General features: G+C 64.9%; 8 protein-coding genes and 3 rRNA genes. All 11 read right to left on the bottom strand.

Annotation, left to right across the window (positions count from 1 at the left end; translation table 11 throughout):
• Positions 1 to 10: 10 nt before the first annotated feature.
• The 11 genes from recN to tyrS all read right to left on the bottom strand — a co-directional run bounded on the left by recN (position 11) and on the right by tyrS (position 14,048).
• Positions 11 to 1,705, bottom strand: a complete 1,695-nt coding sequence (recN, locus tag BJK06_RS10815) for a DNA repair protein RecN (RefSeq protein ID WP_070417895.1) — start codon at positions 1,703 to 1,705, stop codon at positions 11 to 13.
• Positions 1,702 to 2,628, bottom strand: a complete 927-nt coding sequence (locus tag BJK06_RS10810) for an NAD kinase (RefSeq protein ID WP_070417894.1) — start codon at positions 2,626 to 2,628, stop codon at positions 1,702 to 1,704. The genes recN and BJK06_RS10810 overlap by 4 nt, the downstream gene beginning before the upstream one ends.
• Positions 2,625 to 3,470: a TlyA family RNA methyltransferase gene (locus tag BJK06_RS10805; RefSeq protein ID WP_258027620.1), complete on the bottom strand. Its 846-nt coding sequence runs from the start codon at positions 3,468 to 3,470 to the stop codon at positions 2,625 to 2,627. The genes BJK06_RS10810 and BJK06_RS10805 overlap by 4 nt, the downstream gene beginning before the upstream one ends.
• Positions 3,463 to 3,672, bottom strand: coding sequence for a hypothetical protein (locus BJK06_RS10800; RefSeq protein ID WP_139199341.1), 210 nt, complete (start codon positions 3,670 to 3,672; stop codon positions 3,463 to 3,465). Before BJK06_RS10800 ends, BJK06_RS10805 begins: the two co-directional genes overlap by 8 nt.
• A 10-nt stretch (positions 3,673 to 3,682) precedes the next feature.
• On the bottom strand, positions 3,683 to 4,684 hold the full coding sequence (locus tag BJK06_RS10795; protein ID WP_070417892.1) for an HAD-IIA family hydrolase: 1,002 nt from the start codon (positions 4,682 to 4,684) through the stop codon (positions 3,683 to 3,685).
• A 1-nt stretch (position 4,685) separates the two neighbouring features.
• Positions 4,686 to 5,426, bottom strand: coding sequence for a hypothetical protein (locus BJK06_RS10790; protein WP_070417891.1), 741 nt, complete (start codon positions 5,424 to 5,426; stop codon positions 4,686 to 4,688).
• Positions 5,369 to 6,700, bottom strand: coding sequence for a hypothetical protein (locus BJK06_RS19050; protein WP_070417890.1), 1,332 nt, complete (start codon positions 6,698 to 6,700; stop codon positions 5,369 to 5,371). The genes BJK06_RS10790 and BJK06_RS19050 overlap by 58 nt, the downstream gene beginning before the upstream one ends.
• A 113-nt stretch (positions 6,701 to 6,813) precedes the next feature.
• Positions 6,814 to 6,930, bottom strand: a 5S ribosomal RNA gene (rrf, locus tag BJK06_RS10780).
• 135 nt (positions 6,931 to 7,065) lie between these two features.
• Positions 7,066 to 10,196 (bottom strand): 23S ribosomal RNA (locus tag BJK06_RS10775).
• 449 nt (positions 10,197 to 10,645) lie between these two features.
• Positions 10,646 to 12,167: ribosomal RNA gene (locus tag BJK06_RS10770) — 16S ribosomal RNA — on the bottom strand.
• The 16S, 23S and 5S rRNA genes sit together here, the layout of an rRNA operon.
• A gap of 567 nt (positions 12,168 to 12,734) precedes the next feature.
• Complete coding sequence (gene tyrS, locus BJK06_RS10765) at positions 12,735 to 14,048, bottom strand: tyrosine--tRNA ligase (RefSeq protein ID WP_070419381.1); 1,314 nt, start codon at positions 14,046 to 14,048, stop codon at positions 12,735 to 12,737.
• Positions 14,049 to 14,063 lie beyond the last annotated feature (15 nt).

Raw genomic sequence — 14,063 nt, 5'->3', positions numbered from 1 at the left:
GGCGACGCGATCAGGCCTGCTGGCCGGCGACGTCGAGCAGCTCGCGCGCGTGCTCCATGCCGCTGGCGCTGTCCCCGAGCCCGGAGAGGAGCCGCGCCATCTCCTGCAGACGGTCCTCGCCCTCGAGGCGACGGACGCTCGACGACGTGACTGCCCCACTGGCGTCCTTGACGACGTTGAGGTGGTTGTTCGCGAACGCCGCCACCTGCGCCAGGTGCGTCACGACGATGACCTGCGTGCGTTCCGCGAGCTTCGCCAGACGACGACCGATCTCGATGGCCGCCGCACCGCCGACACCGGCGTCGACCTCGTCGAAGACGAACGTCGGCACCGTCGTGCTGCCCGCCATGACCACCTCGATCGCCAGCATGACGCGGGAGAGCTCGCCACCGGACGCGCCCTTGCCGATCGGCCGGGGGTCGGTGCCGGAGTGCGGCTGCAGCAGGATCGACACCTGGTCGCGGCCGTGGCTCCGGTAGTCGCCGGCGTCCGAGACCTCGACCACGAGGGTCGCCCCGGCCATCGCGAGGGACTTCAGCTCGGCGGTGACGCGCTTGGCGAGGTCCTTCGCCGCCTTGGTCCGTGCCGTCGTCAGGGCCGCGGCGGCGCCGGCGAGCGTCTGCTCGTCCTGCTCGACCGCCTGCTGCAGCGCCACGATGCGGTCGTCGTCGCCGTCCAGTTCGAGCAGCCGATCACTCGCGCGCTGCCCGTAGGCGATCACGTCGTCGACGGTCTCGCCGTACTTGCGCGTGAGGCCGGCGAGCAGGGCACGCCGCTCGTTGATGAGTTCGAGGTCGTGGCCGGCGTCGGGTTCGAGCGAGCCGAGGTAGCTCGACAGGCTCGCAGAGGCCTCGGACGCCTGGATGCCGAGCTCCGTGAGCTGCTCGAGCACGGGCTGCAGTTCGGCGTCGGACGCCGCGACCCGCTCGATCGCCCGGCGAGCGGACTCGACGAGGCCCACGACGTCCTGCACGCCGTCCAGCGACTCGCTCGAGAGGGCTTCGTGCGCGAGGCCCGCGGACAGCCGGAGTTCTTCGAGGTTCCCCAAGCGCTCGGCACGGTCGGCCAGCTCGACGTCTTCGCCGGGCTGCGGATCCGCCGCTTCGATCTCGTCGCACGCCGCGCGGATGCGTTCGGCCTCGGCCACCCGGTCGTCACGGTCACGGGTGAGGGTCTCGAGCTCGCCGGTGTGCTGCTGCCAGGTGTCGTAGGCCCGCACGTACGCCGCGAGGACCTTCTCGAGCGCCGGACCGCCGAAGCCGTCGAGTGCGGCACGCTGCGCGGTCGCCGAGGTCAGCCGGATCTGGTCCGACTGTCCGTGCACGGTGACCAGCTGGTCCGCGAGCTCGCCGAGCACCGCGACGGGAGCGCTGCGGCCGCCGACGGTCGCGCGGCTGCGACCTTCGGCGGAGACCGTGCGCGTCAGGATGAGCTCGCCGTCCTCGACGGTGCCACCGGCGTCCTCGACACGTTCGGCGACGGCGTCGTGCTCGGGCACGTGCCAGTGCCCCTCGACCACGGCGGTCGACGCGCCGCGGCGGACGGACCCCGCGTCGGCACGGGCGCCGAGGAGCAGCCCGAGCGCGGTCACGATCATCGTCTTGCCCGCACCGGTCTCACCGGTCACCACGGTGAAGCCGGGGCCGAGCTCGAGGGTGGTCTCGCCGATGACCCCGAGGTCGGAGATGGAGATCTCCTCGATCACAGGGTGTCCTCGTCGTCCTGCTGCGGGCCGCGCCACCCGGCGACCGGGAGCTGGAACTTCGCCACGAGCCGATCGGTGAACGGGGCGTCCTTGAGGCGGGCCACACGCACCGGGTCCGGCGAGCGCCGGACCTCGACACGGGCACCCGGAGGGAGGTCGTGCGTGCGTCGACCGTCGCACCACAGGACGCCGACACCGCTCGTGCGACGCAGCACCTCGATCGCGAGGGTGCAGTCCGGGCCGACCACGATCGGCCGCGCGAAGAGGGCGTGGGCACTCAGCGGCACCATGAGGAGCGCGTCGACGTCGGGCCAGACGATCGGCCCGCCCCCGGAGAACGAGTAGGCCGTGGAGCCGGTCGGGGTCGACACGACCACACCGTCGCAGCCGAACGACGACAGCGGGCGGCCGTCGACCTCGGTCACGACCTCGAGCATGCGTTCCCGGGAGGCCTTCTCGATGGTCGCCTCGTTCAGCGCCCAGGACGAGTAGACGACCTCGTTGCCGACGACGACGTCCACCTGCAGGGTGACGCGTTCCTCGACGTGGTACTCGCCGGACAGGGCTCGTTCGACGGTCGCCCGGAGCCCGTCCCGCTCGCTCTCGGCGAGGAACCCGACGTGTCCGAGGTTGACGCCGACGATCGGGGCGCCCGTCCCGCGCACGAGCTCGGCCGCGCGGAGGATCGTGCCGTCGCCACCGAGCACGATGACGATCTCGAGCTGGTCGGCCTGGACGTCGACGCCGAGGATGTCGACCTGCCCGACCGAGGCTTCGGCGCGGCGGATGTCGGCGTACTCGTCGAACGGCATGACCGGGACGAGACCGGCGGCGTGCAGGAGGTCGCAGACCTCGACCGCAGCGTCGATCGAGTCGCGGCGGCCCGTGTGGGACACCAGGAGGATGTGCCGGTCGTCGCTCATGCCGTCCCTTCCGTCAGTTCGGTCGCCCGGACGATCCATTCTGTCGGATTGGTACCGACATCCCGCTGGAAACGCGCCAGGTACTCGTGGTTGCCGTGCGTGCCGACGATCGGCGACGCCGCGAGCCCCGAGGTGCCCAGACCGAGGTCCCACGCTGCCCAGAGGACGTTCATGAGCGCGTCGTTCCGGAGCGCCGGGTCACGGACGATGCCCTCACGGACACCACCGCGGCCGACCTCGAACTGCGGCTTCACGAGCAGGACGAAGTCGTCGGCGGGGACGGACTCGACCAGCGCCGGAAGGACGAGCCGGAGCGAGATGAACGACAGGTCCCCCACCACGAGGCTCGTCTCGGCCGCGGCGGGGTCGAGCGCGAGGTAGGACTCGGCCGTGAGGTTGCGCGCGTTCGTACCCTCGACGACGGCGACACGGGAGTCGAGCGCCACCAGGGGGTCGAGCTGCCCGTGCCCGACGTCGAGCGCCACCACGCGTCGTGCGCCGCGGCTCAGGAGCACCTGGGTGAACCCTCCGGTGCTCGCACCGACGTCGAGCGCGACACGGTCCGACGGATCGACGCCGAACGTGTCGAGCGCGCCGAGCAGCTTCAGCGCAGCACGCGACACCCATTCGTCCGAACCCGCGACGTGGATCGGGGCCGATGGCCGCACCGGCGCCGACGGCTTGACGATCGCGGTGCCGGCGACGGTCACGCGGCCGTCCTGGATCAGTTTCGACGCTGCCGTGCGGGACTTCGCGAGCCCGCGGGAAGCGAGGAGGGCATCGAGCCGGACGGGCCGTTCGTCCTGCAGTGTCTCGTCGCCGTTGCCGTGCTCGTCAGGCACTCGTGCTGCCGCCGCTCTCGAGACGGGTGCGCAGTTCGTCGTGCAGCGCGGAGAACGCATCGGCGCGCTCGGCCAGCGGCAGCGATTCGGCCGCGGCGGTGCGCTGCCCGAAGTCGTCCGTCACGGCATGGTCGTCCGTCCGCACCTGGTCCGGATCGCCCGGGCGGGCGTCACGCTCGGGGTCCCGCTCGTCGTTCGACACCTCGGTCACGCTACTCGCCGCCGTACAGCTTCGGGTCGACGTCGAGCCCGTAGATCGCGAGCCCAGACTCCCAGATGAGGGCGGTCCCGGCGCGGAGAAGGTCGATCGCGTCGCCGCCGTCGAGCACCCGCACGACGTGGCCGCGCATCGCCACCGTGACGGCACCGACCGTGGCGTAGCGGGTACCGTCCGGGTCTTCCCGCCGGATGGTCACCGGGTAGGGCTCGGACAGGCCACGGAGGTCGCCGAGGATGTACGTGGGACGCGAACGCTGGTCGGCCGCGAGCACCTGCTTGGCCTTGTCGATCCCGGTGAGGACGAGGACGCTGGGGATCCCGGCGTCGTTCGCGCCCTTGATGTCCGTGTCGAGGCGGTCGCCGATGAACAACGGGTGCTCACCACCGAAGCGCGCGAGGGCTGCGTCGAAGATCGGCCGCTCGGGCTTGCCGGCGACCACGGGCATCCGACCGACGGCCTGGTGCACGGCGGACACGAGCGTGCCGTTGCCGGGCGCGATGCCGCGCTCGACCGGGATCGACCAGTCCATGTTCGTCGCGACCCACGGCACGTCCGGGTCGGCCAGGGCGAAGGACGCCTCGGCGAGGTGCGTCCACCCGAGGTCCGGGGAGAACCCCTGGATGACCGCGGCCGGCGAATCCTCGGCGCTGGACGTCACGGTGAAGCCCGCTGCCTCGACGATGCTCGTCAGCCCCAGACCACCCGTGACGAGCACCGTCGCACCCGCGGGGACGAGCGTCTCGAGCAGCCGGACGCCCGCCTGCGACGAGGTCACCACGTCGTCCTCGGACACTTCGAGCCCGTACCGCTCGAGGTGCTCCGCGACGTCGACCGGTCGGCGCGATGCGTTGTTCGTGATGTAGCCGACGCGGGCGGTCAGCGAGGCGCGGGTCAGCGCCTCGACCGCATGCGGGATCGCGTTGCGGCCGCGGTACACGACGCCGTCGAGGTCGGTGAGGACGACGTCCACACCGTCCGTCGGCGGCTTCGGCACGTCAGTCGGCTGCGGACCCGTCGACGTCGGAGGGGTTGTCGTCGTCGATCTCGCCGGGCTCGTCTCCGGCCGGCTCGTCGTCGTCGGGCTCGTCACCGAGGGGCTCGTCGGCGAGCTCGGCGTCGGGCTCGTCGTCGACGGCTCCGGCGAGCTCGTCTGCGGGTCCTTCGACTTCGAGCGTTTCCTCGACCACATCAACTGTCTCCCAAGCGTTCTCGTCCGCGACCTCGGCCAGGGCCGCTGCCGCACGATCGACACGGGCCCACCACTCGTCGGCCTCGTCCTGACGGCCGAGCTCCTCGAGCGTGGCCGCGTAAGCACTGTAGAGCGCCGGGGACCAGCTGTAGGCAGTGGACGGGTCGAGCTGTGGAATCTCCAGCTCGCCGAGTGCGGCTGTGGGATTCCCGAGGTCGAGGCGCGCACCGGACATGGCGATGGCGAGCTCGACCTGCACGGCCGTGTCCAGCGCCGCGCGGTCGACCGACCGGCCGAGTTCGAGCGCCCGCTCGGGACGGCCGAGCCCACGCTCGCAGTCGACCATCATCGGCAGCTGGTCGTTCCGGCCGGAGATGCGTCGGTAGGTCCGGAGCTCTCGCAGCGCCGTCGCGAAGTCACCGAGGCGGTACGCCGTGATGGCCGCCGTCTCACGGACGACGCCGACCCGGCCGGCTCGACGAGCCGCGCTCAGTGCGTGCTGGTTCGCGGTCTCGGGGTCCTCGTCGACCAGGAGTGCCGCGGCCACGAGGTGACGGGCGACCCAGTCGGCGTTGTCCTTGCTGAGCGTCTTGAGCTCCGCCCGGGCGACCTTGTCGAGATCGCGTGCCTGGATGTCCTCGGGGATCTCCGGGTCCTCGTGGCGGGGGCGGATCGACTTGGTGCCGTAGGGGTCGCGGTCCTCCCAGTCGTCCCGCGAGGCCTCGCCGAACCGCGCACCGGCGTGACGGCTGCCGTCGCCGAAGCGCTGACGATCGTCGCGGCCGCCGCGGTCACGGTCCTGGCCGCCGCGGAACGAACGGTCCCCGTCACGACGGGGTCGGTCGCCGTCACGGGCGGGACGGTCCGAGCGGAACGGGCGGTCACCAACACGACGCGGTCGGTCGCCATCACGAGCCGGACGGTCCGACCGGAACGGACGGTCGCCATCGCGACGCGGACGGTCATCGCCACCACGGAACGGGCGGTCACCATCGCGACGCGGACGGTCGGTACCCCCACGGAACGGACGGTCGCCATCACGAGCGGGGCGATCCGACCGGAACGGACGGTCACCATCACGAGCCGGACGGTCCGACCGGAACGGACGGTCACCATCACGAGCCGGACGGTCCGACCGGAACGGACGGTCGCCATCACGAGCGGGGCGATCGGACCGGAACGGACGGTCACCGTCACGACGCGGACGGTCGTCGCCACCACGGAACGGACGGTCCCCGTCACGACGTGGACGATCCCCATCGCGAGCCGGACGATCCGAACGGAACGGACGGTCACCATCACGACGAGGACGGTCGGAACCCCCACGGAACGGGCGATCCCCATCACGAGCAGGACGATCCGAGCTGCGCGGACCGTCACCACGAGGAGGACGACTCGAGTCGTCACGGTCACCACGCCAGGCGGGCCGCCGGCCACCATCGCGGAACGGACGATCGCCGTCCCGGTAGGAGCGCGCCCCGTCACGGGACGAACCAGAATCCCGAGCAGGAAGATCCCCATCGCGCCGGGGAGCGTCGCGCCGGGGAGCATCGCGCCGGTCGCTCTCGCGGCGCTCGAAGTCGCGCGGCCCGGACGACCAACGGTTCCCACCGTCACGCCGAGGGGACCGGTCGCCATCGCGGCCTCGTCGGTCTCCACGATCGCCGTCGTTCCGCCGCTGATCGTCGTCGTTCGCCACCGTTGCTCCTCATTGCGTGCCCGAGCGCTCGCCCAGGCCATCGTCCGCTGTGTCGTTGTGTGTGTCGGCGCCGCACTGTCCCGCCCGTACGCGTGCACCCAGTCCATCACGAACGAGCGCACGAGTCGAGCGAGGTGCGGCAGAAACAGAAGTAGCCACCGGCCTCCCGAGAACGAGGGTCTCCCCTACGAGTTCTCGATGGAGGGCCGATGGCCACATCTTCTTACTAAATTGAGTCCGGCGGCGTCCTACTCTCCCACAAGGTCCCCCTTGCAGTACCATCGGCGCTGAGAGGCTTAGCTTCCGGGTTCGGAATGTGACCGGGCGTTTCCCTCTCGCTATGACCACCGGAACACCTTCGACCCAATCGCTTGGAAATTCGAAAGCTGTTCCGCGCATGCGCGGTGTTCAGTTTCTTGTTCCCGATCGTCTGTCGGGAACCACAAAGTGGACGCGAGCCCCACACCGAAGTGTGGGAAATAGTTGTATTGTCAAGTCTTCGGCTTATTAGTACCGGTCAGCTCCACGGGTCGTTAGTCCCCGCTTCCACATCCGGCCTATCAACCCAGTAGTCTGCTGGGAGCCTCTCACACTCAAGGTGCATGGAAATCTCATCTCGAAGACGGCTTCCCGCTTAGATGCTTTCAGCGGTTATCCGGTCCGAACGTAGCTAATCAGCGGTGCCCTTGGCAGAACAACTGACACACCAGAGGTTCGTCCATCCCGGTCCTCTCGTACTAGGGATAGATCTTCTCAAATTTCCAACGCGCGCAGCGGATAGGGACCGAACTGTCTCACGACGTTCTAAACCCAGCTCGCGTACCGCTTTAATGGGCGAACAGCCCAACCCTTGGGACCTACTCCAGCCCCAGGATGCGACGAGCCGACATCGAGGTGCCAAACCATGCCGTCGATATGGACTCTTGGGCAAGATCAGCCTGTTATCCCCGAGGTACCTTTTATCCGTTGAGCGACAGCGCTTCCACAAGCCACTGCCGGATCACTAGTCCCGACTTTCGTCCCTGCTCGACCTGTCAGTCTCACAGTCAAGCTCCCTTGTGCACTTACACTCGCCACCTGATTGCCAACCAGGTTGAGGGAACCTTTGGGCGCCTCCGTTACTCTTTGGGAGGCAACCGCCCCAGTTAAACTACCCACCAGGCACTGTCCATGAACCCGATCAGGGTCCTACGTTAGACATCCAGAGTGACCAGAGTGGTATTTCAACAATGACTCCACGAACACTAGCGTGCCCGCTTCACAGTCTCCCACCTATCCTACACAAGCCACACCGAACACCAATACCAAGCTGTAGTAAAGGTCACGGGGTCTTTCCGTCCTGCTGCGCGTAACGAGCATCTTTACTCGTAGTGCAATTTCGCCGAGTTCGCGGTTGAGACAGCTGGGAAGTCGTTACGCCATTCGTGCAGGTCGGAACTTACCCGACAAGGAATTTCGCTACCTTAGGATGGTTATAGTTACCACCGCCGTTTACTGGGGCTTAAATTCAGAGCTTCGCCCAAAGGCTAACCCTTCCTCTTAACCTTCCAGCACCGGGCAGGCGTCAGTCCGTATACATCGTCTTGCGACTTCGCACGGACCTGTGTTTTTAGTAAACAGTCGCTTCCCACTGGTCTCTGCGGCCTTCAACGCTCAGCGGAGCAAGTCCGCATCACGTGTCCGGCCCCCCTTCTCCCGAAGTTACGGGGGCATTTTGCCGAGTTCCTTAACCACGATTCTCTCGATCTCCTTGGTATTCTCTACCTGACCACCTGAGTCGGTTTCGGGTACGGGCGGCTGCAACCTCGCGTCGATGCTTTTCTCGGCAGCATAGGATCACTGATTTCCCCTTACGGGTACGCGTCGGATCTCAGGCATACAGACGACGGATTTGCCTATCGTCAGCCCTACATCCTTACACCAGGATCACCTTACGGATACCATCGCCTGGCTCAGCTACCTTCCTGCGTCACACCTGTTCATACGCTAACCGCACCAGCATGGGGTCGAGCGTTAGACCGCACGCCATCACCCCGAAGGGATCCGGTCAATGCGGGTTAGGACTCTTAGCACCACTGGATTAGCTTGGGCGGTTGTTCGCCGGTACGGGAATATCAACCCGTTGTCCATCGACTACGCCTGTCGGCCTCGCCTTAGGTCCCGACTTACCCAGGGCGGATTAACCTGGCCCTGGAACCCTTGGTCTTTCGGAGGACGGGTTTCTCACCCGTCTTTCGCTACTCATGCCTGCATTCTCACTCGTGTAGCGTCCACGGCTGGATCACTCCGCCGCTTCACTCGCCACACGACGCTCTCCTACCACTCCGCACGACTGAACCACGAAGGCTTATCGAGTGTGCGAAATCTACAACTTCGGCGGTGTGCTTGAGCCCCGTTACATTGTCGGCGCGGAATCACTTGACCAGTGAGCTATTACGCACTCTTTCAAGGGTGGCTGCTTCTAAGCCAACCTCCTGGTTGTCTATGCAACTCCACATCCTTTCCCACTTAGCACACGCTTAGGGGCCTTAGTTGGTAGTCTGGGTTGTTTCCCTCTCGACGATGAAGCTTATCCCCCACCGTCTCACTGCTGCGCTCTCACTCACCGGCATTCGGAGTTTGGCTGACGTCAGTAACCTGTTGAGGCCCATCGGCCATCCAGTAGCTCTACCTCCGGCGAGAAACACGCAACGCTGCACCTAAATGCATTTCGGAGAGAACCAGCTATCACGAAGTTTGATTGGCCTTTCACCCCTATCCACAGCTCATCCCCTCCATTTTCAACTGAAGTGGGTTCGGTCCTCCACGACGTCTTACCGTCGCTTCAACCTGGCCATGGATAGATCACTTCGCTTCGGGTCTAGGACATGCGACTCAAATCGCCCTATTCAGACTCGCTTTCGCTACGGCTGCCCCACACGGGTTAACCTCGCCACATATCACTAACTCGCAGGCTCATTCTTCAAAAGGCACGCCGTCACCCCTACAAGGAGGCTCCGACGGTTTGTAAGCAAACGGTTTCAGGTACTATTTCACTCCCCTCCCGGGGTACTTTTCACCTTTCCCTCACGGTACTTGTCCGCTATCGGTCATCTGGGAGTATTTAGGCTTATCAGGTGGTCCTGACAGATTCACACGGGATTTCTCGGGCCCCGTGCTACTTGGGATACACATCCGGCCATAACACCATTTCGTCTACGGGGCTGGCACCCACTACGGCCCGGCTTTCAAACCGGTTCGACTATGATGCGCTGTAACCGCCCCAGTCCGGCAGAACTGAGCGACGTGTCCCACAACCCCGACCATGCAACGCCCGCCGGCTATCACACATGATCGGTTTAGCCTCATCCGCTTTCGCTCGCCACTACTCACGGAATCACATGTTGTTTTCTCTTCCTGTGGGTACTGAGATGTTTCACTTCCCCACGTTCCCTCTACCCGCCCTATATATTCAGGCGGGAGTCACCAGGTCACAAAAGCGCCCAGCGGGGTTTCCCCATTCGGAAATCCTCGGCTCACAGCTCGATTATCAGCTCCCCGAGGCTTATCGCAGATTTCTACGTCCTTCTTCGGCTCCAGATGCCAAGGCATCCACCGTTTGCTCTTAGAAACTTGACCACAAAGATTAAAATTGCGATCGACTCGAACAATCACCACACCCAAAGGGCCTGATCATCGTCACGAGCGATCTAAGATGCTCGCGTCCACTGTGTAGTTCTCAACATACGATCGGCACCACACTCCCCCAGGAACAACGCTCCCAGCATCATGCGGCCCACCGAAGAACCCAACCAGAACCCAAAGGCCCCAATCACGGCTCAACCCCCGACCACACTCGGCCGGGAAGCCTGGTCCCTCAGGACCCAACAACGTGCACCAGCCGACCCGCTCACCCCCAACCCGTTCCAACCCGAACCACGAAGGCCCCGGCGTACTGAGGTCAGAAGCTGCGCTCCCGACTGCACTGTCAATGTTCCACCCATGAGCTACCGGCGAGAACGTTCGTCTCGATCCGGCGCCTGGACCCACCGTCCCCCGAAGGACACGACGAGCCAGATGCTCCTTAGAAAGGAGGTGATCCAGCCGCACCTTCCGGTACGGCTACCTTGTTACGACTTAGTCCTAATCACCGATCCCACCTTCGACGGCTCCTTCCACAAGGGTTAGGCCACCGGCTTCGGGTGTTACCGACTTTCATGACTTGACGGGCGGTGTGTACAAGGCCCGGGAACGTATTCACCGCAGCGTTGCTGATCTGCGATTACTAGCGACTCCGACTTCATGAGGTCGAGTTGCAGACCTCAATCCGAACTGAGACCGGCTTTTTGGGATTCGCTCCACCTTACGGTATCGCAGCCCTTTGTACCGGCCATTGTAGCATGCGTGAAGCCCAAGACATAAGGGGCATGATGATTTGACGTCATCCCCACCTTCCTCCGAGTTGACCCCGGCAGTCTCCTATGAGTCCCCGCCATAACGCGCTGGCAACATAGAACGAGGGTTGCGCTCGTTGCGGGACTTAACCCAACATCTCACGACACGAGCTGACGACAACCATGCACCACCTGTACACCGACCACAAGGGGGCGACCATCTCTGGCCGTTTCCGGTGTATGTCAAGCCTTGGTAAGGTTCTTCGCGTTGCATCGAATTAATCCGCATGCTCCGCCGCTTGTGCGGGCCCCCGTCAATTCCTTTGAGTTTTAGCCTTGCGGCCGTACTCCCCAGGCGGGGCGCTTAATGCGTTAGCTACGACACAGAAACCGTGGAAAGGTCCCTACATCTAGCGCCCAACGTTTACGGCGTGGACTACCAGGGTATCTAATCCTGTTCGCTCCCCACGCTTTCGCTCCTCAGCGTCAGTTACGGCCCAGAGATCTGCCTTCGCCATCGGTGTTCCTCCTGATATCTGCGCATTCCACCGCTACACCAGGAATTCCAATCTCCCCTACCGCACTCTAGTCTGCCCGTACCCACTGCAAGCCCGAGGTTGAGCCTCGGGATTTCACAGCAGACGCGACAAACCGCCTACGAGCTCTTTACGCCCAATAATTCCGGACAACGCTTGCACCCTACGTATTACCGCGGCTGCTGGCACGTAGTTAGCCGGTGCTTTTTCTGCAGGTACCGTCACTTTCGCTTCTTCCCTACTAAAAGAGGTTTACAACCCGAAGGCCGTCATCCCTCACGCGGCGTTGCTGCATCAGGCTTTCGCCCATTGTGCAATATTCCCCACTGCTGCCTCCCGTAGGAGTCTGGGCCGTGTCTCAGTCCCAGTGTGGCCGGTCACCCTCTCAGGCCGGCTACCCGTCGTCGCCTTGGTGAGCCATTACCTCACCAACAAGCTGATAGGCCGCGAGTCCATCCCCAACCAAAAAATCTTTCCACCACCAGACCATGCGGCCAGTGATCATATCCAGTATTAGACGTCGTTTCCAACGCTTATCCCAGAGTCAGGGGCAGGTTACTCACGTGTTACTCACCCGTTCGCCACTAATCCACCCAGCAAGCTGGGCATCATCGTTCGACTTGCATGTGTTAAGCACGCCGCCAGCGTTCGTCCTGAGCCAGGATCAAACTCTCCGTAAAAAATTACAACCAACACCCGAAGATGTCAGCGAGTTGATTCTGACTGTTGACTGTCTACTGACAATCTTCAATCCAAAAGGAATTGTCTCCGAACCCACCAGCAAACTGATGAGTCACGGGGTCAATAAATTGGCATTGACAATGTGCACGCTGTTGAGTTCTCAAGGACCAGACGCACTCCCCACTCGACCCCGAAAGAGGTTCCGCCAGAGAGGCTTTCGTTCTTGGTTTGACCACCGGTGTGTCGTCGGACCCTGAGGCCCAGTGGCTCATCCCGTAGGAGAGAACCGGTGGAGTAGTCATCCTAGGCGTCGAAGCGATCCAGCGCAAGGCAAGATCTGAACTTCAGTGGAGGATGGTCCCGCTTGAGGGCCGGCGTGCTCTGGGCTTTCGCTCCAGCCGCTCCGCCGCACCTTTGGGGTGACGAGTAAGAACTATACGCAGCGTTCAGCGGGTGCGCCAAGACGGGCCACATCCCGGGCGTGTCGCGTTGTGCAACACGTGCGGCCCGGACGCAGCGATGCCCGGCTCCCACCAGGGAAACCGGGCATCGACGAGCGGCGGCGATCAGGAGAGCGTCACGCCGGCCAGGGTCTTCTTGCCACGACGGAGCACGAGCACTCCCCCGGGCAGGGCGAGGTCGGACAGCGGCGCGGTCGGGTCCTCGGCGCGGGTGTTGTTCACGTACACACCACCCTGGTCGATGGCGCGACGGGCTTCGCCGAGGGACTTCACCAACTCGGTGTCGACGAGCGCTCGGGCCACGTCCGCATCACCGGGCAGCGCCACCGACCCCGGGAGCTCCGCGATCGCCGACCGCAGGGTGGTGGTGTCCAGCGCGCCCAGGTCGCCGTTGCCGAACAACGCCGCGGAGGCATCGATCGCCGCCTGCGTCGCCTCGACCCCGTGCACGACCGCTGTCACCTCGAACGCGAGGGTCCGTTGCGCCTCGCGCCGGAACGGCTCGTCGGCCACGGCCTGCTCGAGCCGCTCGATCTCGGCGCGGGACAGGAACGTGAACTGGCGGAGCCGGGCGATCACGTCGGCGTCCGTCGTGTTGAGCCAGAACTGGTAGAACGCGTACGGCGAGGTCATGTCCGGGTCGAGCCAGATCGCGTTGCCCTCGCTCTTGCCGAACTTCGTGCCGTCGGAGTTCGTGATGAGGGGCGTCCCCAGCGCGTGCACCGTCGCCCCCTCGGCACGACGGATGAGTTCCGTCCCCGAGGTCAGGTTGCCCCACTGGTCCGAGCCGCCCGTCTGCAGGGTGCACCCGTACTGGCGGAAGAGCTCGCGGTAGTCGAGGCCCTGCAGGATCTGGTAGCTGAACTCGGTGTAGCTGATGCCCGCGTCGGAGTTCAGGCGCGCGGCGACGGCGTCCTTCTTGAGCATCGAGTTCACGCGGAAGTACTTGCCGATGTCGCGAAGGAAGTCGATCGCGGACAGCGGTGCCGTCCAGTCGAGGTTGTTCACCAGCCGCACGCCGTTCTCGCCGTCGGGGCTGAGGAACCGCGACACCTGGCCCTGCAACCGCGTGACCCACTCCTGCACGGTCTCGCGGGTGTTGAGCGTCCGCTCGGCTGTCGGCCGCGGATCGCCGATCAACCCGGTGGAACCACCGACCAGTGCGAGCGGCTTGTGCCCGGCGAGCTGGATCCGGCGCATGGTGAGCAGCTGCAGCAGGTTCCCGCAGTGCAGGGACGGCGCCGTCGGGTCGAAACCGCAGTAGTACGTGATCGGCTCGCCGTCGAGAGCCTCCTTGAGTGCCGTCTCGTCGGTGGAGACGTGCACCAGATCACGCCAGCGCAGTTCGTCCCAGACCGAGGCGAAGGTCGGGTCGTTCTGCTGGCGCGTCAGGACATCGTGAGCGGATTCACTGGACACCCAGCCATCGTAGCG

The sequence above is a fragment of the Curtobacterium sp. BH-2-1-1 genome (assembly GCF_001806325.1).
GTDB lineage: Bacteria > Actinomycetota > Actinomycetes > Actinomycetales > Microbacteriaceae > Curtobacterium.
Note: the sequence above shows the minus strand (reverse complement) of the source record. Positions and strands in the feature narration are given on the sequence as shown.